Genomic DNA, 26,991 nt, shown 5'->3' with positions numbered 1-26,991 from the left:
CGTATAAGGAGGTGATCCAGCGCCAGGTTCCCCTAGCGCTACCTTGTTACGACTTCACCCCAGTCATGAACCACAAAGTGGTAAGCGTCCCCCCGAAGGTTAAACTACCTACTTCTTTTGCAGCCCACTCCCATGGTGTGACGGGCGGTGTGTACAAGGCCCGGGAACGTATTCACCGTGGCATTCTGATCCACGATTACTAGCGATTCCGACTTCATGGAGTCGAGTTGCAGACTCCAATCCGGACTACGACGCACTTTTTGGGATTCGCTCACTCTCGCAAGTTGGCCGCCCTCTGTATGCGCCATTGTAGCACGTGTGTAGCCCTACTCGTAAGGGCCATGATGACTTGACGTCGTCCCCACCTTCCTCCGGTTTATCACCGGCAGTCTCCCTGGAGTTCCCGACATGACTCGCTGGCAAACAAGGATAAGGGTTGCGCTCGTTGCGGGACTTAACCCAACATTTCACAACACGAGCTGACGACAGCCATGCAGCACCTGTCTCAGAGTTCCCGAAGGCACCAATCCATCTCTGGAAAGTTCTCTGGATGTCAAGAGTAGGTAAGGTTCTTCGCGTTGCATCGAATTAAACCACATGCTCCACCGCTTGTGCGGGCCCCCGTCAATTCATTTGAGTTTTAATCTTGCGACCGTACTCCCCAGGCGGTCTACTTAACGCGTTAGCTCCGAAAGCCACGGCTCAAGGCCACAACCTCCAAGTAGACATCGTTTACGGCGTGGACTACCAGGGTATCTAATCCTGTTTGCTCCCCACGCTTTCGCATCTGAGTGTCAGTATCTGTCCAGGGGGCCGCCTTCGCCACCGGTATTCCTTCAGATCTCTACGCATTTCACCGCTACACCTGAAATTCTACCCCCCTCTACAGTACTCTAGTCTGCCAGTTTCAAATGCTATTCCGAGGTTGAGCCCCGGGCTTTCACATCTGACTTAACAAACCACCTGCATGCGCTTTACGCCCAGTAATTCCGATTAACGCTCGCACCCTCCGTATTACCGCGGCTGCTGGCACGGAGTTAGCCGGTGCTTCTTCTGCAGCTAACGTCAAAGATGTGCGCTATTAACACACACCCCTTCCTCACTGCTGAAAGTACTTTACAACCCGAAGGCCTTCTTCATACACGCGGCATGGCTGCATCAGGCTTGCGCCCATTGTGCAATATTCCCCACTGCTGCCTCCCGTAGGAGTCTGGACCGTGTCTCAGTTCCAGTGTGGCTGATCATCCTCTCAGACCAGCTAGGGATCGTCGCCTTGGTGAGCCCTTACCTCACCAACTAGCTAATCCCACCTAGGCATATCCTGACGCGAGAGGCTCGAAGGTCCCCCTCTTTGGCCCGAAGGCATCATGCGGTATTAGCCATCGTTTCCAATGGTTATCCCCCACATCAGGGCAATTTCCTAGGCATTACTCACCCGTCCGCCGCTCGACGCCGTTCACGTTCCCCGAAGGTTCAGTGAACTCGTTTCCGCTCGACTTGCATGTGTTAGGCCTGCCGCCAGCGTTCAATCTGAGCCATGATCAAACTCTTCAATTTAAAGTTTTTTCGGCTCAATGAATACTGACTTCAAAACTACTAATGTAATTTTAAAGCTATTATCGTTCCAACAGAACGATAATGAATTGACTGTGCTGAATCCGAAGATTCAATGGTCACTTCGTATCATTGAAACCTAATTTGAAACCGAAGTTTCTAATTGGATTATCATCAACGAGTGCCCACACAGATTGATAGGTCTATATTGTTAAAGAGCTTTCCGATTGAGCCTTGCTCAAATCGGACGGCCATTTTAGCGAGTTAAAGTTTGGTGTCAATCACTTTTTTAAAACTTTTTAAGCGTTTCCGCTTCGCTAAATTGCCTTGCTGAACTTGGCTTTATTTACCTTGAAACTCAAAGCTTCGAAGCGTTGCCGTGTCAGCGAGGTGGCATTATAGAGATTGCGATCACATTGGCAAGTGCTTTTTGACGTTTTTTTTAGATTTTATACCATTCGAATAAAATAAAGCCAAAAACACTCAAAAGTGCACGTTATTTCTACAGTTTTCTAAACTTGTCTGCAAAAAGTGTCACTTTTTCCCAGTTGGTATATTCCACTTCTTTGGTCGTATCGGTCTCCCCGCCTGTCATGGACATAATGAATCTAATCATCATTTTGTCGAACCAACCATAGCGTGGATAGTAGAGGGCACCAGCAAATACACCTATTAGTGCTGGCTTCCAAGGTGATTTGATCAGGAACTTGCGAATATACGCACTGCCTTCAGGAGTGTCTTTCCCTTGGTCTTCTTTACGAGCAGTTAAATTCACACAGAAGAAAGCCACTTTATGTTGTTCTAACTGGGTAATATGGCGCTCAATAAATTGATACAGCTTTTTATTTAAATGGCCATAGCGAATAGAAGCTCCGATCAACACTCTGTCATAAGCACTGAAATCCATAGTCTCTACATTGTGTAAATCCACGAGTTCACAATCAAAGTCTGCTAATTGTTCATCGATATAATGGAAGATTTTTTTTGTTTGCCCTTCGCGTGAAGAGTATAGGAACAAAGCTTTTGCCACGATTTCCCCTTAACTACGCCAAAACGTCGGCGTAAGTAGAATGAGTAAGGTAAATATTTCTAAACGCCCAAATAACATAGATACTACGAGCACCCACTTTGCTTTGTCATTTACATCACCAAAATGAAGTGCAACTTCACCTAAACCTGGACCAAGGTTATTCAATGTCGCTGCAACCGCAGAGAACGCACTGAGCTCATCCATCCCAGTCGCAATCAGCCCCAACATGCAAACCACAAAAACGAGCGCGTAGGCCGAGAAGAAACCCCATACAGCATCAACGACGCGTTGTGGCAGCGCACTCCCCCCGACTTTGATGGTGTAGACTGCCCGGGGATGAACCAAACGTTTGAGTTCACGAGCCCCTTGTAGGGTCAGCAATAAAATTCGGATCACTTTCATGCCACCGCCAGTCGATCCTGCGCATCCACCGATAAAGGATGAGAACAGTAGAAGTACAGGTAAAAATAATGGCCAGTCCGAAAAACCAGTGGTTGTAAAGCCAGCAGTAGTTGAAATGGAAACTGTCTGAAACAGAGCTTGGTCAAACGCATCGTAAGCCGTAATGTACGAGTGGTGCTTCAGTAATAGTAAAAAGCACACAACAAACAACAATATCTGTATAAAGATGAAAGCGCGAAACTCTGGGTCTTTCCAATAGTATTTGGGGTGTACGCCACCGGATGAAAATGCCGCAAAGTGAAGCGTATAGTTACAAGCCGATATGAGTAAGAAAACAACAGTGATTAAGTTAATCGCATAACTATCAAAATATCCCATACTCGCATCATGAGTTGAGAATCCACCAATCGCGATGGTAGAAAAGCTGTGACTGATTGCATCAAACGGCGTCATCCCTGCTAACCAAAACGCGGTCGCGCAGGCAATCGTCAAGCTCAAGTAGATATACCATAACGCTTTTGCCGTTTCGGCAATACGAGGCGTCATTTTGGTATCTTTGACAGGCCCAGGAATTTCAGCTCGATACAGCTGCATACCACCGATACCTAACACCGGTAAAATGGCAACGGCCAGTACAATGATGCCCATACCGCCAAACCACTGCAGTAACTGACGATAAAACAAAATCGCCTTAGGCAATTCATCGAGCCCAACGATAACCGTAGCGCCCGTTGTTGTTAACGCAGAAAATGACTCAAAGAAAGCATCGGTTACCGAAATATTGGGGTTATCTGATATCAAAAACGGAATTGAACCAGCACTACCTAGTACCGTCCAAAACAGGACTACGATTAGGAAACCATCGCGAGCCTTAAGCTCATGCTTTTGCCGACGGTTAGGAAACCAACACACTGCCCCGCAAAAAAGCAGAACAAAAAAAGTCGTGACAAAAGGCACACCAGCACCATCACGATAGATTAGCGCGACCAGAGCGGGTGCAAGCATCGTGACACTAAAAAGTGCCAATAAGAGCCCGACGATTCGAATAATTGAACGAAATTGCATGGATTAATTGACTAGCGAAGCTGTCCCTGTTGCTTCCTATTTTTCATTATTGTCCGTTTAGAGGGGTGACCATTGCCTTGGCCCCGCTTTTATTGATGATCAATTGGGTAAACGCGCTCACTTCACGAAGTTCAAGTTCGACGACTAGAACGACCTGATCACTGTAATCAGCATCGACCTCTACCGCACCAAACTGAGACATAATGGATTGCGCGATAGACATAAAGCCATAGTCTAACGTTAGTCTAAGTTTTGTGGTGATTTTTTTCTCAATAGTTTGAAGCAGCTTTAATGCTTGCTGCACGCCACCTCCGTAAGCCTTAACCAAACCACCCGTCCCTAACTTTATTCCGCCTGAGTAACGGGTGACAACCGCAGTGATTTCTCCAACGCCTGAACCAGACAGTTGCCCAAGAATCGGTTTACCAGCGGTGCCAGACGGCTCCCCGTCATCACTAAATCCCCATTTCATAGAGTCTTCTGGTCTTCCTGCGACAAATCCCCAGCAATTATGTCTCGCATCCGCATGCTTGGTTTTTATTTGCTCCACAAATGCTTTAGCCGCTTCAACACTTGGTGTATGCGCAAGATAAGTAATAAATACGCTCTTTTTGATCTCTTCTTCAAATTGCGCAGGCTCAGCAGGAATCAAATAAGGCTGGTCATTCATAGGATTAAGTCACTTAGTTCTTTATCGGCAGTCTATCACGAGAGTGATTTGAGAGTCGCATAAGATCTGCACTGGCGCACAATGTTAAACAGTTGTTTGAAAAATGTATTGAAATTAAACATAGCACGATCAAAACTAACATTAATGGTCTTACCAGAATAAAAATAATACACTTCTTGATACCTATTTTCCGCGGCATTCTATAGAAAGCCACAATAGTAAAGTAGGTATACAGACAATCACAGATTGTATGTCATGGAGATAGACAATGATTTACCAAGCCGAAACCCTACAGGTAAAGGAAATAAAGGATGGTATTGCAGAATTGACTTTCTGCTCGCCAAAATCCGTTAATAAACTCGATTTAGCGACACTTGAGTCACTCGACAAGGCGCTTGATGCTCTTGCAGAACACCAAGGCTTGAAGGGCATCATGCTGACCTCTGATAAAGAGACATTTATTGTCGGGGCGGACATTACTGAGTTCTTAGGTTTATTTGCCAAATCGGATGCTGAGCTCGATCAATGGTTGCAGTTTGCGAACAGCATCTTCAATAAATTGGAAGACCTACCCGTTCCTACCATCTCTGTGCTCAAAGGCCACACGCTTGGTGGTGGTTGCGAATGTGTACTTGCGACAGATATACGTATTGGTGACAAAACCACCAGCATTGGCTTACCAGAAACCAAACTTGGTATCATGCCTGGCTTTGGCGGCTGCGTGCGTTTACCTCGCGTTATTGGTGCAGACAACGCAATGGAAATCATAACTCAAGGAAAAGCCTGTGGTGCTGATGAAGCTCTAAAAATCGGTCTGCTCGATGCGGTCGTCGATAGCGAATCGCTATATAATTCTGCTTTACAAACACTGACTGCTGCAATCAATGAAAAAATCAACTGGCAAGCACGCCGCAGCCAAAAAACGTCACCACTAACCCTAAGCAAGCTCGAGTCAATGATGAGCTTCACGATGGCAAAAGGCCTAGTGGCGCAAAAAGCAGGACCACACTATCCTGCACCAATGACTTCTGTCGTTACTATCGAGGAAGGTGCATGCTTTGCACGTAATGAAGCACTTGATGTTGAACGTAAGCACTTCGTTAAACTGGCAAAATCAGAAGAAGCAAAATCACTGGTTGGCCTGTTCCTAAGCGACCAATACATCAAAGGTCTTGCTAAAAAAGCAGCAAAATCAGCCAATAAAGACACTAAGCGTGCTGCTGTCCTTGGCGCCGGTATTATGGGTGGCGGCATCGCTTACCAATCAGCACTGAAAGGTGTCCCTGTACTGATGAAAGACATCGCTCAGGCCTCACTGGACTTGGGCATGAATGAAGCTTCCAAACTGCTCAACAAACGTCTTTCCCAAGGTCGAATAGATGGCTTCAAAATGGCTGGTATTCTGGCGTCTATCACACCAAGCCTACACTACGCTGGTATTGAAAATTCGGATGTCATTGTCGAAGCAGTGGTTGAAAACCCGAAAGTAAAAGCTGCCGTACTTAGCGAAGTCGAGCAAAACGTTGACGAAGATACAGTTATCACCTCGAACACATCGACAATTCCAATCAACGTTCTGGCTCAGTCACTACAACGCCCTGAAAACTTCTGTGGTATGCACTTCTTTAACCCTGTGCATCGCATGCCATTGGTTGAAATCATCCGCGGTGAGAAAACATCAGACGAGACCATCAACCGCGTTGTGGCGTACGCCGCGAAAATGGGTAAATCACCTATCGTGGTCAATGACTGTCCTGGATTCTTCGTCAACCGCGTACTTTTCCCGTACTTTGGTGGCTTCAGCATGCTGCTTCGTGATGGTGCTGACTTCACGCAAATCGACAAAATCATGGAACGCAAATTTGGCTGGCCAATGGGTCCTGCTTACCTGCTAGACGTAGTCGGCATTGATACCGCTCACCACGCACAAGCCGTTATGGCAGAAGGCTTTCCTGAGCGCATGGGCAAGCAAGGGCGCGATGCGATTGATGCCTTATTTGACGCCAAAAAATTTGGTCAGAAAAACGGCAGCGGCTTCTACAGCTACTCTGTTGATAAGAAGGGCAAACCGAAGAAGACCTTCTCTGAAGAGATCTTGCCACTACTGGCAGACGTATGTGCAGATAAAAAAGACTTCGACGAGCAGACCATCATTCAACGTATGATGATTCCGATGATCAACGAAGTGGTGCTGTGTCTACAGGAAGGTATTATCGCAACGCCACAAGAAGCGGATATGGCTCTGGTTTATGGTCTGGGCTTCCCTCCATTCCGCGGCGGTGTATTCCGCTACCTAGACAGTGTGGGTATTGCTGAATACATCGAAATGGCAAAACAACACGCAGCATTAGGCGCGATGTACCAAGTACCGCAAATGCTGATTGATATGGCCGCCAAAGGCGAGACCTTCTACGGCGCACAACAGCAAGGTTCTATCTAAGGAGGGATTCCCAAATGACTAATCAAACAAGAAATGTTGTCGTAGTCGATTGTCTACGTACCCCAATGGGTCGCTCTAAAGGTGGCGCTTTCCGTCATACTCGAGCAGAAGACCTTTCCGCACACTTAATGAAAGGCCTACTGGCACGTAACCCACAAGTAAATCCAAATGAAATTGAAGATATTTACTGGGGTTGTGTACAACAAACGCTAGAACAAGGCTTTAACGTTGCGCGTAACGCAGCGTTGCTCGCAGGGCTCCCCATTGAAGTCGGTGCCGTTACCGTAAACCGGTTGTGTGGTTCTTCAATGCAAGCACTGCATGATGGTACCCGAGCGATTATGACAGGTGATGCTGAAATCTGTCTGATCGGTGGTGTCGAACACATGGGGCACGTACCGATGAGCCACGGCGTCGACTTTCACCCGGGTATGGCCAAGAACGTAGCGAAAGCAGCTGGTATGATGGGGCTAACTGCTGAAATGCTGGGAAAACTGCACGGTATTAGCCGTGAGCAACAAGATGAGTTTGCCGCCCGCTCTCACGCCCGAGCCCACGCAGCAACAGTGGAAGGCCGCTTTAAAAACGAAATCTTACCTATCGAAGGTCACGCGGCTGACGGTACATTATTCACTCTCGACTACGATGAAGTCATTCGCCCAGAAACCTCCGTGGAAGGCTTATCCCAACTTCGTCCGGTATTCGACCCTGCTAACGGCACCGTCACGGCAGGTACTTCGTCAGCTCTTTCCGATGGCGCATCAGCCATGCTGATCATGAGTGAAGAAAAAGCCAACGAGCTTGGGTTAACCATTCGCGCTCGAATCAAAGGCATGGCTATTGCCGGCTGCGATCCTTCAATTATGGGCTATGGACCTGTACCGGCAACCCAAAAAGCGCTCAAACGTGCGGGATTGTCTATGGAAGATATGGATGTTGTCGAACTAAACGAAGCGTTTGCAGCGCAATCTTTGCCATGTGCTAAAGACTTAGGTCTGCTTGATGTGATGGATGAAAAAGTGAACCTAAACGGTGGCGCAATTGCTCTGGGCCACCCACTAGGTTGTTCTGGCTCGCGTATTTCAACCACCTTGATTAACCTAATGGAAGCAAAAGACGCCAAATACGGCCTTGCTACCATGTGTATTGGTCTTGGTCAGGGTATCGCCACTGTGTTTGAAAGGCCCTAAAATTGTTGCCAGCTAATTAGTTTTTAAATTAACAATGATGCTTAAACAAACACAGTACTCCACTGGACAAGCAGAATAAAATAAACCAATACTCAAGTAATGTAGTATTAGACTTAAGGGCGACAGATAATGTCGCCCTTCATTTTTTAAGCGCATTGAGCAATAAATGCACATAGCGCATAGATTAAATGCTGAACTTTCATTTTATTCATAACCAAACAAGTCCTACACTTAGAGGCAGTTAATAGCTTGCTGCATGTAGCATTCCAGCCGCACCAACGCAAACACGGAGAACCTCATGTTTAATGCTCTAGTTCTAAACCAAGAAGACAAACGCACTATCGCCAGTGTCGAACGCATCGACGAAACTCAACTGCCAGAAGGCGACGTCCTGATTGACGTTGATTATTCATCGTTAAATTACAAAGATGGCCTCGCAATCACCGGCAAAGGTAAAATCATCCGTAACTTCCCGATGGTTCCGGGCATTGATTTGGCAGGTACGGTCGTGAGCTCTGATGACACTCGCTACCAAACAGGCGACAAAGTGGTACTCACTGGCTGGGGTGTTGGTGAAAACCATTGGGGTGGTATGGCTCAACGTGCTCGCTTGAAAGCAGACTGGTTAGTGCCACTACCAAACGGTCTGGACAGCAAAAAAGCAATGATGGTCGGCACAGCTGGCTTTACCGCGATGTTATGTGTTCAGGCGCTGCTTGATGCGGATATCAAACCCGAAGCAGGAGAGATTCTTGTCACTGGTGCCAGTGGGGGCGTAGGATCCGTGGCCGTTACTTTGCTCGCTCAGCTGGGTTACAAAGTCGCAGCGGTAACCGGACGCGTAGAACAAAATGGTCCACTGCTGGAAAAACTTGGTGCGAGCCGTATTATTGACCGAACCGAATTTGAAGAACCTGCTCGTCCACTGGAAAAGCAAATTTGGGCGGGTGCAGTCGATACCGTTGGCAGCAAAGTGCTGGCGAAAGTGTTGGCTCAAATGGACTACAACAGTGCTGTAGCAGCATGTGGTTTAGCTGGCGGATTTGATCTGCCAACAACAGTTATGCCGTTTATACTGCGAAATGTACGTCTGCAAGGTGTCGACTCAGTCATGTGCCCAACAGAAAAGCGCATCGCTGCGTGGGAAAAACTGGTGGAACTATTGCCTGACAGCTACTACGAGCAAGCTTGTACTGAAGTCGAATTAACTGAAGCGCCTAAGTACGCAGAGGACATCACTAACGGCCAAGTCACAGGTCGTGTGGTTATCAAGCTATAAGCCGCAGATCCAATATACAGACTAAGAGCCAGCAATGCTGGCTCTTTTTATTTTCCATCAACCCAGTCCCATATCGTCAATACGTTTGGCAATCAAACGACCACACTCTTCTTTTACAATCCCTCGCAACCATTCTTGTGCGGGAGAATGCTCGCAGCGAACATGCCAAATCATTGAGTAATCGAATGGCGTAAATTGGAAAGGTAATGCCTTCACTACTAAATCGTAGCGCTCAGCAACTAAATACGCCAAATCTGCTGGCACAGTAATAATAATTGGCAAGGTATCGACGATCGCTAATGCCGCTTCTAAGTGATAAGCACGTAACACCATTTTACGTGATGGTTTATCGACTAACGCCTGCTCTATCAGAGCATTCACGCCATCACTGATCGCAATCATCGCATGAGGGTGACTCAGGTAATCATCTAAGCTCATTTCTTGATACGCCAGCGGATGTTGTCTCGACAATAAACACAACACACCAACTCGACCTAGAATTTCACTGCGCAATGGTTCTACCGGTCCGATAGGACGGCAAATGGCGAGATCAGCACCTTCGTAGGTGAGTTGATCGGACAATCGATCGTGCTGTAAAGGCAGAAAATTAAACGACACGTTAGGCGCTTCCTGATAAATGCGCGGCAACGCGAACGGCAATATGGTTTGCATCGCGTAGTCTGTCGTCGCAATGTTAAATACCTGCTCACACAAATGTGGGTTGAACTCAACCGGGGAAAGTAATTGTCTTAATGACTCTAGTGGTTCGCCTAAAGCGCGATCGATTTCCAACGCCTTCTTGGTTGGAGTCAAATGTTGTCCCTGACGAGTAAACAATGGGTCATCCAAAAGATCGCGCAATCTACCCAGCACTCGACTCATCGCAGACTGACTTAAGTTAAGGCGGGCCGCTGCTTTACTGACACTGTTCTCTTCGATCAGTACACGTAATGCGACTAATAAATTTAGATCCCGACGGTAGATATCTTCTAATTCCACAACGGCCATACAAAAGAAAAGGATTTGGACAAATTGTACTCTTTATCTTCAAGTAAAAAAATCCCGCCTTTCGGCGGGGAAGCCCAAGAAAACTGGGGATAGTGTCGGAATGAAGTGTTGGTAACAAAATGGGTTATGATCACTGCTATCGCAGGAGATATAAAACAGGCAAGCGAAACGTTAGTTTTCTTGCTCAGACGCACCGGACCATTTGTGCGCCTCTATCCAAATCCCGATGATGGTTGCAGCCACGCCGATCAAAGGCATCAGTGATGGTTCCATAGGAGAACGAAGTACTAATGCACAGAACGAAATGAAACATAGCACTGAGTAAATAGTAAGTCTGTCTAACGCTGTTAACATTATCTCCCCATCCACTTTGTTGCCAAATTGTTAATTTAAAGTAAAACAAAAATAACCTTTTGCCAAGTGGTTATTGAATATTTTTTCTACGAACGTAAAATTCATCACTCAGTTAGTTACGAGAATCACACTATGAGCTTTAATCCTGAACTGGCGACCAAGATATTAGAGGCAGAAGGACTGCGATGCCCAGAGCCAGTAATGATGGTCAGGAAGACAATTCGCAACATGCAAGATGGTGAGATTTTGCTGGTAAAAGCAGACGATCCATCAACAACCCGAGATATTCCGAGTTTTTGTCGTTTTATGGATCATCAACTGGTCGCGGCACAAACGGAACACGTTCCATTTCAGTACCTGATTAAGAAAGGTTTGGAATAAGTTGCCCAGACAAAAAAAGGCAGCCTAAGAGGCTGCCATTTGTCTATTCATCATATTCTAGTGTACGAACTTCAGACTGTAGCTTGTTAAGTTGCTTCTTCATCGCCCGCATCTCTTCATGCATCGGTATGATGTGCGCAACCCGAATCCACGCTTCTACCGTTAAGCCGGTAAGAATGAACGATCCCGCAACTATCGGTAACCACATATCAGTCAACACCATCGCCAACAGGCACAGCGCCAAACCAAAGGTGAATAAATAACTCTGACTCTTGGGGGTCATCCCCATGTAACGTGTAAGCATACATTTGTCCTCTCGCCATCATTCACTCTATTAAACTACCACGACAAGTATGACACGGATATCTCCTGCGTCACGCTGATGGACAATATTTAGTCAGAGTTTGAAGCAAGCCACTTTTTCGCTACTTATTGATAGTTCACATCATTTCATCAATTTATCAGCAAAAAATGCATTCCCATCTCGGTTCTTCACGGGCCATGATAAACTAAAACAAGGCAGCACCGATCGCCAATAAGACGAATAAAAATGCCGTCACTTTACGAATAAGCCCCAAAGGCATTTTATCCGCAGACAACTTACCAATCAGAACCACTGGGACATTGGCCAGTAACATACCAATCGTAGTTCCTAACACGACCCAACTTAGTGCATCGGCATACTGCGCACCAAGAATGGAAGTAGCAATCTGAGTTTTGTCACCAATCTCTGCAACAAAAAAGGCGATAAAGCTGGCAATAAATGGACCACGGTTGGAGATCTCTTCGTCATCATCGAGTTTATCTGGGATCAGAACCCAAGCCGCCATAGCAACAAAACTGATCACCAGCACCCACTTCAATACTTCAGGTGACAAGTAATCAGCCACAACAACCCCCAACCATGCAGCTAAAGCGTGGTTAGCAATAGTGGCTAAAAAGATGGCAGCAATAATAGGGACGGGTTTGCGGTATCGACTGGCAAGTAACAACGATAGCAATTGGGTCTTATCACCAATTTCTGCTAACGCTACAGTAGTAATTGAAATAGCTAAAACACTCACGACATGCTCATTGGGGCAGGGATTATTATATTTAACCGAAGACAAACCTCACGCCCCTACCCCGGTTCGTGATGATTTGTCTAAGGTCTTGCTAAACTCGAAAGGCTTCGAGTCTCGAGCGCCATGGTGATTTTGCACCAATTATGTTGACGAACGAACCGGATAAAACTGGCGCTTCACCAGGTAAGCTACTCCCCAAAGACGAACGCAATTCTAGCCAACCTTGTTACGCATCTCAAGTATCAAACTGACCAAAACCGCCCTTTTAAGAAAATTTGGATGAATAAGCCAAAAAATTTCTATCAAAGGAGAAAATAGCCCAGTAATTAATCAAGATTAACCCTACTCCCATAAACAATATCTGGGTATACTAGATTGTTAATTTATTCAACCATAATTACTCCTTACCCGTGCACATCAGAGCGGTAAAACTCTACAAATGTGACGGTTCAATGAGTAACAAGAGAATCGCGCGAACCTGACTTATGCAAAAATACGATATCAAAACCTTCCAGGGAATGATCCTCGCGCTGCAGGATTATTGGGCTCAAAATGGTTGTACCGTTGTTCAACCACTCGATATGGAAGTTGGTGCGGGGACCTCTCACCCAATGACCTGTCTTCGAGCGATTGGTCCAGAGCCAATGTCGACAGCTTACGTACAACCTTCACGTCGTCCTACTGATGGCCGTTATGGTGAAAACCCTAACCGTCTTCAGCACTACTACCAATTTCAAGTAGCGCTAAAACCATCTCCAGACAATATCCAAGAGTTGTACCTAGGCTCCCTTGAAGTTCTTGGTATTGACCCACTTGTCCATGACATCCGTTTTGTAGAAGACAACTGGGAAAACCCAACGCTAGGCGCGTGGGGGTTAGGCTGGGAAGTGTGGCTCAATGGCATGGAAGTGACTCAGTTTACTTACTTCCAACAAGTTGGCGGTATTGAATGTAAGCCCGTGACCGGTGAAATCACTTACGGTATTGAGCGTCTTGCAATGTACATCCAGGAAGTCGATTCTGTTTACGACTTGGTATGGAATATCGCACCAGACGGCAGCAAAGTGACGTACGGGGATATCTTCCACCAAAATGAGGTGGAGCAATCAACATACAACTTCGAACATGCTGACGTGGAGTTCCTATTCGGTTTCTTTGAGCAATGTGAGAAAGAGTGTAAAGAGCTTGTCGCGCTTGAAAAACCTCTGCCGCTACCAGCTTACGAGCGCATCCTCAAAGCAGGTCACGCTTTCAACCTACTAGACGCGCGTAAAGCGATCTCAGTAACCGAGCGTCAGCGCTACATTCTGCGCATCCGCAACCTGACGAAGTCAGTCGCTGAAGCCTACTACGCATCACGTGAAGCACTCGGCTTTCCGATGTGTAAAAAGTCAGAAGAACAAGCGTAAGGGATCGAGATAACATGGCAAAAGAATTTTTAATCGAGCTGGGTACAGAAGAGCTCCCACCAACGCAACTTCGTACCCTGGCTGAAGCATTTGCAGCAAACTTCGAAGCAGAGCTAAAAAGCGCAGAGCTTACTCACGAAGGCGTAAAATGGTTCGCGGCACCTCGTCGTCTTGCACTAAAAGTTGCGGCACTGGCAGAAAGCCAATCAGACAAAGTCGTTGAGAAGCGTGGTCCTGCGGTTTCTGCAGCATTCGATGCGGAAGGCAATCCAACCAAAGCCGCTCAAGGCTGGGCTCGCGGTTGTGGCATCACCGTTGACCAAGCTGAACGTATGGTGACAGACAAAGGTGAATGGCTTCTGTTTAAACAAGAAGTCAAAGGGCAACCAACCTCTGATATCGTAGTGGAGCTAGCCGCAAAAGCACTGGCAAACTTACCGATCGCAAAACCAATGCGTTGGGGCAACAAGACCACGCAATTTATTCGCCCGGTAAAAACCCTAACAATGCTGATGGGCTCAGATCTCATTGAAGGCGAGATTCTTGGTGTCGCTTCAGGCCGCACGATCCGTGGTCACCGCTTCATGGGTGAGCAAGAGTTCACGATTGATTCGGCTGAGCAATACCCAGCGATTCTAGAAGAACGCGGTAAAGTGATGGCAGATTACGACGCGCGTAAGGCCATTATCCTAGCTGATGCACAAAAAGCGGCAGCGGCGGTTGGCGGTATTGCCGACCTAGAAGATGATCTCGTCGAAGAAGTGACGTCTCTGGTTGAATGGCCGGTGGTACTCACAGCGAAGTTCGAAGAAGAGTTCCTAAAAGTACCTTCTGAAGCTTTGGTTTACACCATGAAAGGTGACCAAAAATACTTCCCTGTCTATGACGAGAATAACAAACTACTGCCTAACTTTATCTTCGTTTCTAACATCGAGTCGAAAGAGCCTCGCTACGTTATCGAAGGTAACGAAAAAGTGGTTCGCCCACGTCTTGCTGATGCAGAATTCTTCTTCAATACAGACCGTAAGCGTCCGCTTATTGACCGTCTTCCTGAACTAGAAACCGCTATCTTCCAAAAGCAACTCGGTACCATTAAAGACAAAACCGATCGTATCACCGCTCTGGCTGGCTACATTGCTAAGCAAATTGGCGCGGACGTCGAAAAAACCACTCGCGCGGGCCTACTCGCAAAATGTGACCTAATGACCTCAATGGTTTTTGAGTTCACCGATACGCAAGGCGTGATGGGTATGCACTACGCGACGCACGACGGTGAAGATGAGCAAGTAGCACTCGCGCTTTACGAACAGTACATGCCGCGTTTTGCTGGTGATGTTCTGCCAAGCACTGCTATTTCTTCTGCGGTAGCTATGGCGGACAAGCTGGACACAATCGTGGGTATCTTTGGTATTGGCCAAGCTCCGAAAGGCAGTGACCCATTCGCGCTGCGTCGTGCATCACTCGGTGTGCTACGTATCATCGTTGAAAATGGTTACAGCTTAGACCTTATCGACCTGATCCGTGAAGCGAAAGTACAGTTTGGCACTAAGCTAACCAACGATAACGTTGAGCATGATGTGCTTGAGTTCATGCTGGGTCGTTTCAATGCTTGGTACAAAGACGAAGGCTTTAGCGTCGATATTATTCAAGCCGTGTTAGCTCGTCGTCCAACGAAACCTGCTGATTTCGATCAGCGTGTTAAAGCCGTATCCCACTTCCGTGAACTGGAAGCGGCTGAATCTTTGGCAGCGGCGAATAAGCGCGTAGGTAACATCCTAGCGAAATTCGACGGTGAATTGTCGGAAGAGATCGACTTAGCACTTCTACAAGAAGACGCGGAGAAAGCATTGGCGGAAAGTGTTGAAGTAATGACGGAAGCATTGGAACCCGCATTTGCAACAGGTAACTACCAACAAGCTCTGAGCAAACTGGCCGATCTACGTGAACCCGTTGATGCATTTTTCGATAACGTCATGGTAATGGCTGACGACGAAGCGCTTAAGAAAAACCGTCTGACACTACTGAACAATCTGCGTAACCTGTTCCTGCAGATTGCCGACATCTCGCTGCTACAAAAATAATCAGACCAAGACCAAACGGCTGATTAAAAAGCGATAGTAAACACCAAAGGGAAGCGGCAGCTTCCCTTTTTTGTCACTAGCACCATGATGTTAGGTCTGTTTTTTGTTCATTTTGTGACTAATACAAAGATTTGTAGGGTGAGAAGGCGCAAACTTGTTGGTTTATCACTCGGATTGTAGAGGCCCTGTTTTGCTATAACTGTGCTGTTTATTCGGGGGAAGAACACAATGAAAAAAAACATTCTCGCACTCTCTATCAGCCTACTCAGTGTCAGTGCGTGTAGCCAAACACCAGACAACGCCATTGTACTCAGTCTAGGTGACAACCAAACTGTATTTGAACAAAATGCCCAAGGCTTGCTCATTGCGGAGCAAAAATTGGACAAAGGCAGTTACACTTTTACCATCGCAGACAGCAAACAAAGCTGTGGCAGCCGTTTTGCACTGGCGGAAGAAAACCGCATCAAATTTAATACGCCATTAAAAATGGATGCGTGTGCAGCTGATGCCAACATACCGTTGCGCATTTTCAAAACGAACACATACCAGTTTACGCTTAACCCAGCCACCAACGAGCTGACAGTTAAGCTTAAACCCAAACAAAATCAAGATATCACCTACTCTTGTCCAGTCGCGACAGACACGCCAAAAACCATTGATGTCACCCAAACCTTTGCCAATGGCACTGTACTCCGCGATGCCTTGACGGGCAAACAAGCTACCGTTACTAATGGCAGTATCACACTTCAACCCGGACCGATGAGCCAAGGGTTATTGCTATTAGAAGCCGTTAATCAGCCAACAGATACACCTTTTAGTTGGGATAACGCCACGGTGTATTTTGTGATGACCGACCGCTTCTACAATGGCAATCCAAGCAACGATAACAGCTATGGTCGTAGTAAAGACGGCCAACATGAAATCGGTACTTTCCATGGTGGTGACCTCGCTGGCCTGACCCAAAAACTGGATTACATAGAGTCTCTGGGCGTCAATGCCATCTGGATCACTTCTCCACTGGAGCAAATCCATGGTTGGGTAGGCGGTGGCGATAAAGGTGACTTCAAACATTACGGCTACCACGGTTACTACCATCTAGATTGGACCAAGCTAGATGCCAATATGGGCAGCGAAAAAGAACTGCAAACCTTTATCGATACTGCGCATAAAAAAGGCATTCGCGTTATCTGGGATGTCGTCATGAATCACACTGGCTATGCGACCTTGGCAGACATGCAAGAGTTTGGTTTCGGTCAACTCTACCTCGACGATCAGGAAGCCAAAGACGTCTTGGGCGAAAAGTGGACCGACTGGCAACCTAAATCGGGCCAAAGTTGGCACAGCTTTAACGACTACATTAAATACAGTGATAGCAAAGCATGGGATAAATGGTGGGGCAAAGATTGGATTCGTACCGACATCGGCGCTTATGATGCTCCGGGCTACAATGATCTGACCATGTCACTGAACTACTTACCCGATCTAAAAACCGAATCGAGTGAGAAAACTGGTTTACCCAATTTCTTCCATAACAAAGAGACTCATGCCCGCGACGAGCAAAAAACACCACGTGAACACCTTATCACCTGGCTGTCGGATTGGGTTCGTGACTACGGTATCGATGGCTTCCGTGTGGATACAGCAAAACATGTAGAGATGGAAGCATGGGCTGAGCTGAAAACCAGTACCGAAAAAGCCTTGACTGAATGGAAGAAAAATAATCCGGATAAAGCGCTGGATGATTTACCATTTTGGATGACCGGTGAAGTATGGGCTCACAGCGTGGTAAAAACGCCTTACTTCGATAACGGGTTTGATTCGATTATCAACTTTGAATTCCAGTCGGATGTGGCTCCGAAAGCGTTGAAATGTTTTGCCAACCTAGACAGTGATTACCGTCGTTACTCCGAGCAGATTAACACCGACCCCACTTTCAATGTACTGAGCTATCTGTCTTCTCATGATACGCAGCTATTCTGGGCGGCGCGCAGCCGAAGTTTTGATGATCAAGCCCGCGCGGCCAATGCTTTAATGCTGACTCCAGGAGCAGTACAAATCTATTATGGGGACGAGATTGCCCGTGATTTCGGTGTTACTGGCTCAGATACTCACCAAGGCACACGCTCAGACATGCCATGGGATAAGATTCATGGTCAACGTGAAGACCTACTGCATCATTGGCAAAAACTGGGGGAATTCCGTAAACGTCACCCAGCTGTTGCACAGGGCAAGCATATCACTCGTAACCAAGAAGGCTATTACGCCTTTGAGCGTCAGTACCAAGACGATAAAGTGTTGGTCGTCTATACGGGCGAATAATACCAGTAGTAAATAATGGGTTTTTCTATCACCACCAGCAAAAAGGAAGCATATGCTTCCTTTTTTATTGCTACCCCAAAATAACATCGCTTCACTATCCTGCATTTCTGGTCTGAACAGATAATTATTTCTTCTTTGAGTAAATTCACACTTTTCGGGCTAATAACATTAGGGTAAGGTCAAGTATTACTCTATAAGCCGAATTTAATCGGCAGACAAAGTCCCCACAGCAATCACAATGAAGTAGGTAAAAGTACGCATGCAGTTCTCAAAGTTTGGTGAAAAGTTTAATCAGTATTCTGGTATTACACAGCTAATGGACGATTTAAATGATGGTCTGCGCACACCTGGTGCCATCATGCTCGGTGGCGGCAACCCAGCCGCCATTCCTGCCATGCTCGATTACTTTCACCAAGCCAGTGACGAAATGCTCGCCAGTGGAGAACTCATCGCCGCCCTTACTAACTACGATGGCCCACAAGGTAAAAATGCATTTTTAAAAGCATTAGCGAACCTATTTCGAGAAACCTACGGCTGGAACATCAGCGAAAAGAACATCAGTCTGACCAACGGCAGTCAAAGCGGTTTCTTTTATCTCTTTAACTTGCTGGCAGGCAAGCAACCTGACGGGGCGCATAAAAAAATCCTGTTACCGATCGCCCCAGAGTACATCGGATATGGCGATGCAGGGATTGATGAAGATATTTTCATCTCTTATCACCCAGAAATTGAATTACTCGACAATGGTCTGTTCAAATATCACGTTGACTTTGAGCAACTGACCGTCGATAGCTCCGTCGCCGCTATTTGTGCATCACGTCCAACCAACCCAACTGGCAATGTACTGACCGACGAAGAAATCCGTAAACTCGATAAGCTCGCACGTGAGAATAACATTCCGCTGATCATCGATAACGCGTATGGCTTGCCGTTCCCGAATATCATTTTTGAAGAGGTGGAGCCATTCTGGAATGAAAATACGATTTTGTGTATGAGCCTATCAAAACTGGGATTACCTGGCGTACGTTGTGGCATTGTGATTGCCAGCGAGGAGGTAACTCAAGCCCTGAGCAACATGAACGGCATCATCAGTTTAGCACCTGGTAGCGTGGGACCGGCGATAGCAAACCACATTATTGAAAAAGGCGACTTACTTAAACTGAGCTCGGATGTGATCAAGCCGTTTTATAAGCAAAAGTCTCAGCGCGCAGTCGAGCTGTTACAACAGGCCATCACCGATACACGTTTTCGTATCCATAAACCTGAAGGTGCGATTTTCTTGTGGCTATGGTTTGATGAACTGCCGATCACAACCATGGAACTATACCGTCGCTTAAAAGCACGTGGTGTATTGATTGTGCCAGGAGAGTACTTCTTTATTGGTCAGCAAGACGAGTGGGATCATGCTCATCAATGTTTGCGCATGAATTACGTCCAAGACGATGACATGATGCAAAAAGGCATTGCGATTATTGCCGAAGAAGTCGAAAAGGCATACCAAGAAGGTCAGTAAAGCCAGGCGAGGCAACGCGTCAAACCACCCAGTAAAAAGAGCGCCTGAAGGCGCTCTTTCTCACTCTATAGAGGCGAATATCCGATTAGTGCGTTTCAATCAGATGATTGCCACCGATGGCAATTTTACGTGGTTGCATTGCCTCAGGAATTTCGCGCACCAAATCTATGTGCAGCAAACCATTTTCCATCGATGCCCCCGTCACTTTGACGTAGTCCGCCAGCTGGAATTTACGCTCAAAATCACGCTCTGCAATACCTTGGTAAACGTAGTTTTTACCTTCTTCAGCTTTACGCTCCCCTTTGACAATCAACATATTTTCATTTTGGGTCAGATCGAGCTGCTCTTCTGCAAAACCCGCCACCGCCATGGTAATGCGGTAATTATGTTCGTCTTTTTGTTCGATGTTGTAAGGAGGGTAACCGCCTGAGCTGTTTTTTGCGTTGTTTGCTTCCATTAGGTTTAGCAAACGGTCAAAGCCAATAGCATTGCGGTATAGTGGTGAGAAATCTACATTGCGCATAAATCTATCCTCTTAATATAAGCAATAGTCCTAACTCGATGACCCAAGTCAACTTGGCGTGTTTCTGCAAAAAAGCACCGCCGAATTAGGAGATTCTTATCATTCTGATGGCCAACGAATATCGGCTCGAGACATGATATTGAATCTTTAAAGTTAAGTTGTGTGCTAAAACCAAGCATCCTCTCTTGAGCGATCTTGTTTTAGCGATGATAGAGAGCCGAACTTCTAGTCTCTAGCAAGCCAGCTAACCTCTTCAATTCTAGATATAAGGTCGGAAAAAAGACTTTCAAGGGGAAATAGGAAAAAAATAAAAAAGGTCCTAGAATCCTAGATACTAGGCCGTAGGGAAAAGGCTTGGGAATACGGGACGCTTCGCTTACAGATTACAGATTACAGATTACAGATTACAGGAAAAAATCATCCCGTGTTCTGTGCTCTGTAATCTGTATTCCATACAGCAAAAACAAATACCAACAGAGGAACACCGAAGCCTCGTGTACCGCACCTAGGAACTAGGACCTGTTTTTCCCTAGGACCTTATTTACCTTCTAAAAAAACGCCATCTCATTTAGAGATGGCGTTTTTATTCACAATGATTTGCGAAGTGATTTCGACTACACGTCTAGGTTCGCTACTTTCAGTGCGTTCTCTTCGATGAAGTTACGACGCGGCTCAACTTGGTCACCCATCAGTGTGGTGAACAACTGATCGGCACCAACGGCATCTTCAATCGTAACTTGCATCATGCGGCGCGTTTCTGGATCCATGGTGGTTTCCCAAAGCTGATCTGGGTTCATCTCGCCAAGACCTTTGTAGCGTTGGCGACTCAAGCCACGCATTGACTCCTTAACCAACCACGCCAGAGCGTCTGAAAAATGGTTAACTGGCAGAGTACGTTCACCTCGTTTGATGTACGCGCCCTCTTCCAGCAATCCGTCCAACGCTTCGGAAAGATCGGCAAGCTTGCTGTACTCTTTTGAGTTCAGGAAGTCGATGCTTAACGCATGCTCATGAGTCACACCATGAGTACGTACGATAATTTTTGGCAAGTTTAGGCCAAGATCGACGTGCTGCTCTACTTCATAGCTGTATTGGCTCGCACCTACTTCTTTCGCGTTTAGCTGCTCAACTAACTGCTTAGTCCACGCTTCCACTGCTGCTGCATCATGACACAATTCAGCCGTCAAGCGAGGTGTGTAAACCAACTCATGCATTAATGCATTTGGGTAACGGCGGCTCATACGATCAGCAAGCTTAATACCCGCGTTGTACTGCTGGACCAGTTTCTCCAATGCTTCACCTGCCATTGCTGGTGCTTCTGCATTCACGTGTAATGATGCATTATCCAACGCCAATGATACTTGGTATTGGTTCATCGCCTCTTCGTCTTTAATGTACTGCTCTTGTTTGCCCTTTTTCACTTTGTAAAGCGGGGGCTGAGCAATGTACACGTAGCCACGCTCAATCAGCTCTGGCATTTGACGGTAGAAGAAAGTCAACAGTAGCGTACGGATGTGCGAACCATCGACGTCCGCATCGGTCATAATAATGATGTTATGGTAACGCAGTTTGTCTGGGTTGTACTCATCACGACCGATACCACAGCCAAGTGCGGTGATAAGCGTAGCCACTTCTTGCGAAGAGAGCATCTTGTCGAAACGTGCTTTTTCAACGTTCAGGATCTTACCTTTCAGCGGTAGGATGGCCTGGTTCTTACGGTTACGACCCTGCTTAGCACTACCGCCCGCAGAGTCACCCTCCACAATATACAGTTCAGACAGTGCCGGATCTTTTTCCTGACAGTCGGCGAGTTTACCTGGTAGACCTGCAAGGTCTAACGCGCCTTTACGACGCGTCATCTCACGAGCTTTACGTGCTGCTTCACGAGCACGGGCTGCATCGATGATTTTCGAACAAACCATCTTCGCTTCTGTTGGGTTTTCTACTAGGAATTCTGACAGTTTTTCACCCATTGCCGATTCAACGGCTGATTTCACTTCTGATGAAACCAGTTTGTCTTTAGTCTGGCTCGAGAATTTCGGATCTGGCACTTTCACGGAAACAACGGCAGTCAGGCCTTCACGCGCATCATCACCCGATGTTGCCGTTTTGGCTTTTTTAGAAAAACCTTCTTTGTCCATGAAGCTGTTCAGTGTACGAGTTAACGCGGCACGGAAGCCCGCTAAGTGAGTACCACCATCACGCTGTGGAATGTTGTTGGTAAAACAGAAAATGTTCTCCTGGAAACCATCATTCCATTGCATTGCCACTTCTACCGCGATGCCATCTTCACGTTCAAAATTGAAGTGGAAGATTTTCTCGATGATTGGCGTTTTGTTGGTGTTTAGGTGATCAACGAAGGCTTTGATACCACCTTCATACATAAAGTGATCTTGCTTGTCTTCTTCACGCTCATCAATAAGCTTGATAGAAACACCTGAGTTCAGGAATGACAATTCACGTAGGCGTTTTGCCAAAATATCATAATGGAATTCAGTGTTTGTGAAGGTTTCCGAACTTGGCCAGAAACGAATGGTTGTGCCAGTTTTATCCGTATCACCCACAACAGCTAGAGGAGCCTGAGGCTCGCCGTGACGGTAAGTTTGAGTATGGATGTGACCACCACGATGAATCGTCAGTTCAACTTTCTCAGAAAGCGCGTTTACAACCGAAACACCTACACCGTGTAGACCACCAGAAACTTTATACGAGTTATCGTCGAATTTACCACCCGCATGAAGCACCGTCATGATCACTTCTGCTGCAGAAACATTTTCTTCAGAGTGGATTTCAGTTGGAATGCCACGACCATCATCGCTAACAGAAACCGAGTTGTCCTCATGAATTGTCACAACGATGTCTTTACAATGACCCGCCAACGCTTCATCAATTGAGTTATCCACCACCTCGAAAACCATGTGGTGAAGGCCAGTGCCGTCGTCCGTATCGCCGATGTACATTCCTGGACGCTTACGTACCGCATCCAGACCCTTCAGTACCTTAATACTCGATGAATCGTAATTTTCAGACATGAGTTTCTCTCTTCTAGTTTGACTCTATCCTGCCGTGTTCCACATGAAACAATTTACCATGTTCGTCCAACATGTCGGCGATTTGGTGTTCAGTGATAGAGCTGACAAATACTTGTGCGCCCGTCTCTTTCAAGCAATCAGCAAGACGCTTACGACGTTGGCTGTCTAATTCCGACGCGAAGTCGTCAATTAGGTAAATGCATTGTTTGTCGGTCATTGCTGTCAGGTGTTGCCCTTGCGCTACGCGCAGTGCACACACCATCAGTTTTAGCTGACCGCGTGACAGAACATCCTCTACTGGCGTTCCATTCACTTTAATGCGCAAATCGGCTTTATTGGGACCACTAAAGGTGTAACCCAATGCCTGATCGCGCTCGAAGTTTTTTTCTAGTATCTCGTGGTATGGTGTATCTTTATCCCAGCCACGATAATACTTCAATTGGATCTCAAATTCTGGCAAAAACGTGCTGCAGATCGATTCTGCAACAGATTTCATTTGCTCGATGTAATGTGCACGCCAATGGCTAATGTTTTCCGCCAAACGTGCCATTTCTTGATCCCAGTAACTGAGCTCTCGATAACTGTTCGCTGTTTTTAGCAAGGCATTTCTCTGTTTGTTGAGACGTTTAAAACGCCCCCATGCCTCATAAAACGCAGGCTCAGAATGAAAGACCCCCCAATCAATAAACGCTCGGCGATGTTTAGGACCATCCGTCAGTAAATCAAACCCTTCTGGATGTATCAACTGCAACGGTAACACTTGTGCAAGTTGCGCAAGCTTTTGTCCAGATTGACCGCCTATTTTAACCTCTGTTGAGCCATCACGCTTCTTATTAATGCCGATTGGTAACTCAAATTGATCAGAGTTCAAAAAACGCCCGTGCACAAACAGTTCATCGCATTCATTTTGAATAACGCGTCCCGTGAGTGAGCTTTTGAACGAGCGACCATGTCCAAGCAGGTAGACCGCTTCTAATACACTGGTTTTACCGCTGCCATTGGGGCCAATAAGAAAGTTAAAGCCTGCTGATAACGGAATATCACAGGCTTTTATGTTTCGAAATTGCTGAATAATAAGGCGTGAAAGAGGCATTCAATTCGCTTACAGACGGATTGGCATTACCACATACATGGCACTGTCATCGTCGGCATTTTCAATCAATGCACTCGCATTGGCATCCGACATCGACACTCGGACATTTTCACAACGCAAGGTATTTAAAACGTCCAACACATAGCTCACGTTAAAGCCAATTTCGATGGCATCACCTTCAAAGGTGACATCCAGCATTTCTTCTGCTTCTTCTTGTTCTGGGTTGTTGGCTGTAATGCGCATTTCTGTCCCAGCAAGGTTAACACGTACCCCACGGAACTTTTCATTAGACAAAATAGCCGCACGAGAAAATGCCTGACGCAATTCATCACACCCAGCCACCAGCGTTTTGTTGGTACTTTGAGGTAAGACACGACGATAATCAGGGAAACGACCATCAACCAACTTAGAGGTAAAGGTGAAGTTATTCACTTCCGCGCGCACGTTAGAGCTGCCAATTTGTAATATCACGGGCTGCTCTGGCGCGTCCATCAACTTAACTAACTCTTGAACCCCTTTACGCGGCACAATAATTTGCTTCTGAGCAAAGTCGGCATCCAGTGACATTTGTGATACCGCCATGCGGTGACCATCCGTCGCGACACTGCGTAATGTCGTACCATCAATTTCAAACAGCATACCGTTGAGGTAGTAGCGTACATCTTGGTTGGCCATAGAGAACTGAGTTTTCTCGATAAGCGCACGCAGATCGGCCTGGCTTAGCGAGACTTCGACATCACTTTGCCAATCTTCAATGTTAGGGAAATCATTAGCTGGAAGCGTCGCCAGTGAGAAACGGCTACGACCAGATCGCACCTGCACACGATCGCCTTCTAGCACAAAGGTAATGATGGCGTCGTCGGGTAATCCACGACAAATATCAAGAAACTTACGCGAAGGAACGGTAATACTGCCCGCTTCGACATCCCCTTCCAGAGTCACTTTACTTACCAGTTCCACTTCCAGATCGGTTGCGGTCATGGATAGCACGTTCTCTTCTACTTTTAATAGTAGGTTACCCAAAATAGGCAGGGTTGGTCGACCACCCAAAGCACCCGATACCTGTTGTAGCGGTTTGATTAAATGACTACGTTCAATAGTAAATTTCATGCTTGGCTCTTTTACGCTGTCAGCTCAAAAAATGATGTGTTTAGAATACGGCTATTCTAACCGATTAAGAAGACAGGGTGCGAATCAAGTTAGAGTAATCTTCTTTAATATCGTGGCTCTCTTCACGCAACTGCTCAATCTTACGACACGCATGCAGAACCGTGGTATGGTCGCGACCGCCAAACGCATCGCCAATTTCCGGTAAACTGTGGTTAGTCAACTCTTTTGCGAGCGCCATGGCTAACTGACGAGGACGCGCAACAGAACGGGAGCGACGTTTCGAAAGCAGATCTGCCACTTTAATTTTGTAATACTCCGCTACCGTCTTTTGAATATTGTCGATGGTAACCAGCTTCTCTTGCAGTGCTAACAAATCACGCAGCGCTTCACGCACAAAATCGATCGTAATAGGACGACCCGTGAAATTCGCGTTGGCAATCACACGGTTCAACGCCCCTTCCAGCTCACGCACGTTGGAACGCAGGCGCTTAGCGATAAAGAACGCCACTTCGTCTGCAAGATGAATTTGGTGATCTTCCGCTTTCTTCATTAAAATCGCCACACGCGTTTCGAGTTCAGGTGGCTCAATAGCAACCGTAAGACCCCAACCAAAACGCGATTTAAGGCGATCTTCAACCCCATTGATCTCTTTAGGATAACGATCAGAAGTTAGAATGATTTGTTGGTTACCTTCCAGTAAAGCGTTAAACGTGTGGAAGAACTCTTCTTGTGAACGCTCTTTATTGGCAAAGAATTGGATATCATCGATGAGCAATGCATCGACACTGCGGTAATAACGTTTAAATTCTTCAATTGCGTTATTTTGCAATGCCTTGACCATGTCCTGTACAAAACGCTCAGAGTGCATGTACACCACTTTCGCGTTTGGATTGTTATCCACAATCGCGTTGCCCACAGCATGCAGCAAGTGGGTTTTACCCAAACCCGTGCCGCCATACAAAAACAATGGGTTGTATGCTGCTCCTGGGTTATCCGAAACTTGACGCGCCGCAGCCAAACCTAATTGGTTTGATTTACCTTCAACAAAGTTGTTGAACTTATGTTTTGGGTTCATATTTGAGCGGTGGTTAATCTCCGCGATCGCTTGTGCGTCATCATCCCAGGTTTTATGAATCGGTTTGCGTGCTTGCAGCTGAGCCGGAGCCGAAGATTCGGCAGCGACATCTGCTGGGGTACGTTTTGGCGTCGGCTTAGGAGCAGATACCGGACGGCTACCTACTTCAAAGCGCAAATTCGGAATATCGCTACCACAATGTTCTTGCAGTAAACGAGTAATATTATTCAGATATTTATCACGCACCCAGTCCAACACGAAGCGGTTTGGCGCGAAGAGAGTGAGAGTATTGTCATTGAGCTCCGCTTGTAGCGGACGAACCCACATACTGAATTCTGTAGCTGGTAGCTCTTCTTGAAGCTGCTGCAAACATTGCAGCCAAAGCGAAGATGACACGGT

Annotated in this window: 20 protein-coding genes and 1 rRNA gene; 8 read left to right on the top strand and 13 right to left on the bottom strand. The window is 46.5% G+C overall.

Translation table 11 applies throughout. From position 1 onward, the window contains the following. Positions 1-4 precede the first annotated feature (4 nt). The 4 genes from ONE56_RS00105 to ONE56_RS00090 form a co-directional block, all read right to left on the bottom strand. Positions 5-1,557: ribosomal RNA gene (locus ONE56_RS00105) — 16S ribosomal RNA — on the bottom strand. A gap of 499 nt (positions 1,558-2,056) precedes the next feature. Continuing rightward, positions 2,057-2,584 (bottom strand): menaquinone-dependent protoporphyrinogen IX dehydrogenase, encoded by a 528-nt coding sequence (hemG, locus tag ONE56_RS00100; RefSeq protein ID WP_041153794.1) that lies wholly within the window; start codon positions 2,582-2,584, stop codon positions 2,057-2,059. Between the two features lie 9 nt (positions 2,585-2,593). Beyond that, the gene (locus tag ONE56_RS00095; protein WP_331438676.1) at positions 2,594-4,051 is read right to left on the bottom strand and encodes a TrkH family potassium uptake protein; all 1,458 of its coding nucleotides are present in this window, start codon (positions 4,049-4,051) and stop codon (positions 2,594-2,596) included. Positions 4,052-4,097: 46 nt separating this feature from the next. Continuing rightward, complete coding sequence (locus tag ONE56_RS00090) at positions 4,098-4,721, bottom strand: YigZ family protein (RefSeq protein WP_423840026.1); 624 nt, start codon at positions 4,719-4,721, stop codon at positions 4,098-4,100. A gap of 268 nt (positions 4,722-4,989) precedes the next feature. Here ONE56_RS00090 and fadB point away from each other — a divergent pair, with 268 nt between their 5' ends. The 3 genes from fadB (at position 4,990) to ONE56_RS00075 (ending at position 9,630) form a co-directional block, all read left to right on the top strand. After that, positions 4,990-7,161 (top strand): fatty acid oxidation complex subunit alpha FadB, encoded by a 2,172-nt coding sequence (gene fadB, locus ONE56_RS00085; protein WP_423840025.1) that lies wholly within the window; start codon positions 4,990-4,992, stop codon positions 7,159-7,161. Between the two features lie 14 nt (positions 7,162-7,175). Continuing rightward, on the top strand, positions 7,176-8,351 hold the full coding sequence (gene fadA, locus ONE56_RS00080) for an acetyl-CoA C-acyltransferase FadA (protein WP_041153791.1): 1,176 nt from the start codon (positions 7,176-7,178) through the stop codon (positions 8,349-8,351). A gap of 298 nt (positions 8,352-8,649) precedes the next feature. Next, positions 8,650-9,630, top strand: coding sequence for an MDR family oxidoreductase (locus tag ONE56_RS00075; RefSeq protein WP_041153790.1), 981 nt, complete (start codon positions 8,650-8,652; stop codon positions 9,628-9,630). 57 nt (positions 9,631-9,687) lie between these two features. On the opposite strand, the gene ONE56_RS00070 is transcribed toward ONE56_RS00075, so the two are convergent. Then, the gene (locus tag ONE56_RS00070; protein ID WP_041153795.1) at positions 9,688-10,629 is read right to left on the bottom strand and encodes a LysR family transcriptional regulator; all 942 of its coding nucleotides are present in this window, start codon (positions 10,627-10,629) and stop codon (positions 9,688-9,690) included. A gap of 180 nt (positions 10,630-10,809) precedes the next feature. After that, complete coding sequence (locus ONE56_RS00065; RefSeq protein WP_041153789.1) at positions 10,810-10,992, bottom strand: hypothetical protein; 183 nt, start codon at positions 10,990-10,992, stop codon at positions 10,810-10,812. A gap of 132 nt (positions 10,993-11,124) precedes the next feature. On the opposite strand from ONE56_RS00065, the gene tusA reads away from it, so the two are divergent. After that, complete coding sequence (gene tusA / locus ONE56_RS00060; RefSeq protein WP_041153788.1) at positions 11,125-11,373, top strand: sulfurtransferase TusA; 249 nt, start codon at positions 11,125-11,127, stop codon at positions 11,371-11,373. 43 nt (positions 11,374-11,416) lie between these two features. Here tusA and ONE56_RS00055 read toward each other — a convergent pair whose 3' ends face one another. Both ONE56_RS00055 and ONE56_RS00050 read right to left on the bottom strand, forming a co-directional pair. After that, positions 11,417-11,677 carry a hypothetical protein gene (locus ONE56_RS00055; RefSeq protein ID WP_041153787.1) on the bottom strand — a complete coding sequence of 87 codons (261 nt, stop codon included), beginning with the start codon at positions 11,675-11,677 and terminating at the stop codon, positions 11,417-11,419. 205 nt (positions 11,678-11,882) lie between these two features. Next, complete coding sequence (locus ONE56_RS00050; RefSeq protein WP_041153786.1) at positions 11,883-12,437, bottom strand: TMEM165/GDT1 family protein; 555 nt, start codon at positions 12,435-12,437, stop codon at positions 11,883-11,885. A gap of 485 nt (positions 12,438-12,922) precedes the next feature. Here ONE56_RS00050 and glyQ point away from each other — a divergent pair, with 485 nt between their 5' ends. The 4 genes from glyQ (at position 12,923) to ONE56_RS00030 (ending at position 19,759) form a co-directional block, all read left to right on the top strand. Continuing rightward, the gene (gene glyQ / locus ONE56_RS00045) at positions 12,923-13,846 is read left to right on the top strand and encodes a glycine--tRNA ligase subunit alpha (protein WP_041153785.1); all 924 of its coding nucleotides are present in this window, start codon (positions 12,923-12,925) and stop codon (positions 13,844-13,846) included. Between the two features lie 14 nt (positions 13,847-13,860). Further along, positions 13,861-15,927 carry a glycine--tRNA ligase subunit beta gene (gene glyS, locus ONE56_RS00040; RefSeq protein ID WP_041153784.1) on the top strand — a complete coding sequence of 689 codons (2,067 nt, stop codon included), beginning with the start codon at positions 13,861-13,863 and terminating at the stop codon, positions 15,925-15,927. 228 nt (positions 15,928-16,155) lie between these two features. Continuing rightward, the gene (locus tag ONE56_RS00035; protein WP_331438671.1) at positions 16,156-18,246 is read left to right on the top strand and encodes an alpha-amylase; all 2,091 of its coding nucleotides are present in this window, start codon (positions 16,156-16,158) and stop codon (positions 18,244-18,246) included. A gap of 259 nt (positions 18,247-18,505) precedes the next feature. Then, on the top strand, positions 18,506-19,759 hold the full coding sequence (locus tag ONE56_RS00030; protein ID WP_423840024.1) for a valine--pyruvate transaminase: 1,254 nt from the start codon (positions 18,506-18,508) through the stop codon (positions 19,757-19,759). Positions 19,760-19,844: 85 nt separating this feature from the next. Here the strand turns inward: ONE56_RS00030 and ONE56_RS00025 are convergent, their stop codons facing one another. The 5 genes from ONE56_RS00025 to dnaA all read right to left on the bottom strand — a co-directional run bounded on the left by ONE56_RS00025 (position 19,845) and on the right by dnaA (position 26,988). Next, positions 19,845-20,282, bottom strand: coding sequence for an Hsp20 family protein (locus ONE56_RS00025; RefSeq protein WP_041153783.1), 438 nt, complete (start codon positions 20,280-20,282; stop codon positions 19,845-19,847). Positions 20,283-20,896: 614 nt separating this feature from the next. Next, a complete protein-coding gene (gene gyrB, locus ONE56_RS00020) occupies positions 20,897-23,314 on the bottom strand; it encodes a DNA topoisomerase (ATP-hydrolyzing) subunit B (protein ID WP_331438669.1) in 2,418 nt (805 codons plus the stop codon). 13 nt (positions 23,315-23,327) lie between these two features. Further along, positions 23,328-24,407 carry a DNA replication/repair protein RecF gene (gene recF, locus ONE56_RS00015; protein WP_331438668.1) on the bottom strand — a complete coding sequence of 360 codons (1,080 nt, stop codon included), beginning with the start codon at positions 24,405-24,407 and terminating at the stop codon, positions 23,328-23,330. A 9-nt stretch (positions 24,408-24,416) separates the two neighbouring features. Beyond that, positions 24,417-25,517, bottom strand: a complete 1,101-nt coding sequence (gene dnaN / locus ONE56_RS00010) for a DNA polymerase III subunit beta (protein ID WP_331438667.1) — start codon at positions 25,515-25,517, stop codon at positions 24,417-24,419. Positions 25,518-25,581: 64 nt separating this feature from the next. Then, positions 25,582-26,988: a chromosomal replication initiator protein DnaA gene (dnaA, locus tag ONE56_RS00005; RefSeq protein WP_041153781.1), complete on the bottom strand. Its 1,407-nt coding sequence runs from the start codon at positions 26,986-26,988 to the stop codon at positions 25,582-25,584. Positions 26,989-26,991: the final 3 nt, after the last annotated feature.

Origin of the sequence: Vibrio mytili (assembly GCF_049563345.1) — a bacterium.
GTDB classification, from domain to species: Bacteria; Pseudomonadota; Gammaproteobacteria; order Enterobacterales; family Vibrionaceae; genus Vibrio; species Vibrio mytili.
Note: the sequence above shows the minus strand (reverse complement) of the source record. Positions and strands in the feature narration are given on the sequence as shown.

What these genes read in the sequence shown, in the direction of transcription:
- dnaN (WP_331438667.1), bottom strand. Translation starts at nt 25,517, where the DNA reads ATGAAATTTACTATTGAACGTAGTCATTTAATCAAACCGCTACAACAG.
- recF (WP_331438668.1), bottom strand. Translation starts at nt 24,407, where the DNA reads ATGCCTCTTTCACGCCTTATTATTCAGCAATTTCGAAACATAAAAGCC.
- ONE56_RS00055 (WP_041153787.1), bottom strand. Translation starts at nt 11,677, where the DNA reads ATGCTTACACGTTACATGGGGATGACCCCCAAGAGTCAGAGTTATTTA.
- ONE56_RS00095 (WP_331438676.1), bottom strand. Translation starts at nt 4,051, where the DNA reads ATGCAATTTCGTTCAATTATTCGAATCGTCGGGCTCTTATTGGCACTT.
- ONE56_RS00035 (WP_331438671.1), top strand. Translation starts at nt 16,156, where the DNA reads ATGAAAAAAAACATTCTCGCACTCTCTATCAGCCTACTCAGTGTCAGT.
- ONE56_RS00065 (WP_041153789.1), bottom strand. Translation starts at nt 10,992, where the DNA reads ATGTTAACAGCGTTAGACAGACTTACTATTTACTCAGTGCTATGTTTC.
- glyQ (WP_041153785.1), top strand. Translation starts at nt 12,923, where the DNA reads ATGCAAAAATACGATATCAAAACCTTCCAGGGAATGATCCTCGCGCTG.
- fadB (WP_423840025.1), top strand. Translation starts at nt 4,990, where the DNA reads ATGATTTACCAAGCCGAAACCCTACAGGTAAAGGAAATAAAGGATGGT.
- ONE56_RS00075 (WP_041153790.1), top strand. Translation starts at nt 8,650, where the DNA reads ATGTTTAATGCTCTAGTTCTAAACCAAGAAGACAAACGCACTATCGCC.
- ONE56_RS00090 (WP_423840026.1), bottom strand. Translation starts at nt 4,721, where the DNA reads ATGAATGACCAGCCTTATTTGATTCCTGCTGAGCCTGCGCAATTTGAA.
- gyrB (WP_331438669.1), bottom strand. Translation starts at nt 23,314, where the DNA reads ATGTCTGAAAATTACGATTCATCGAGTATTAAGGTACTGAAGGGTCTG.
- ONE56_RS00030 (WP_423840024.1), top strand. Translation starts at nt 18,506, where the DNA reads ATGCAGTTCTCAAAGTTTGGTGAAAAGTTTAATCAGTATTCTGGTATT.
- fadA (WP_041153791.1), top strand. Translation starts at nt 7,176, where the DNA reads ATGACTAATCAAACAAGAAATGTTGTCGTAGTCGATTGTCTACGTACC.
- glyS (WP_041153784.1), top strand. Translation starts at nt 13,861, where the DNA reads ATGGCAAAAGAATTTTTAATCGAGCTGGGTACAGAAGAGCTCCCACCA.
- ONE56_RS00025 (WP_041153783.1), bottom strand. Translation starts at nt 20,282, where the DNA reads ATGCGCAATGTAGATTTCTCACCACTATACCGCAATGCTATTGGCTTT.
- tusA (WP_041153788.1), top strand. Translation starts at nt 11,125, where the DNA reads ATGAGCTTTAATCCTGAACTGGCGACCAAGATATTAGAGGCAGAAGGA.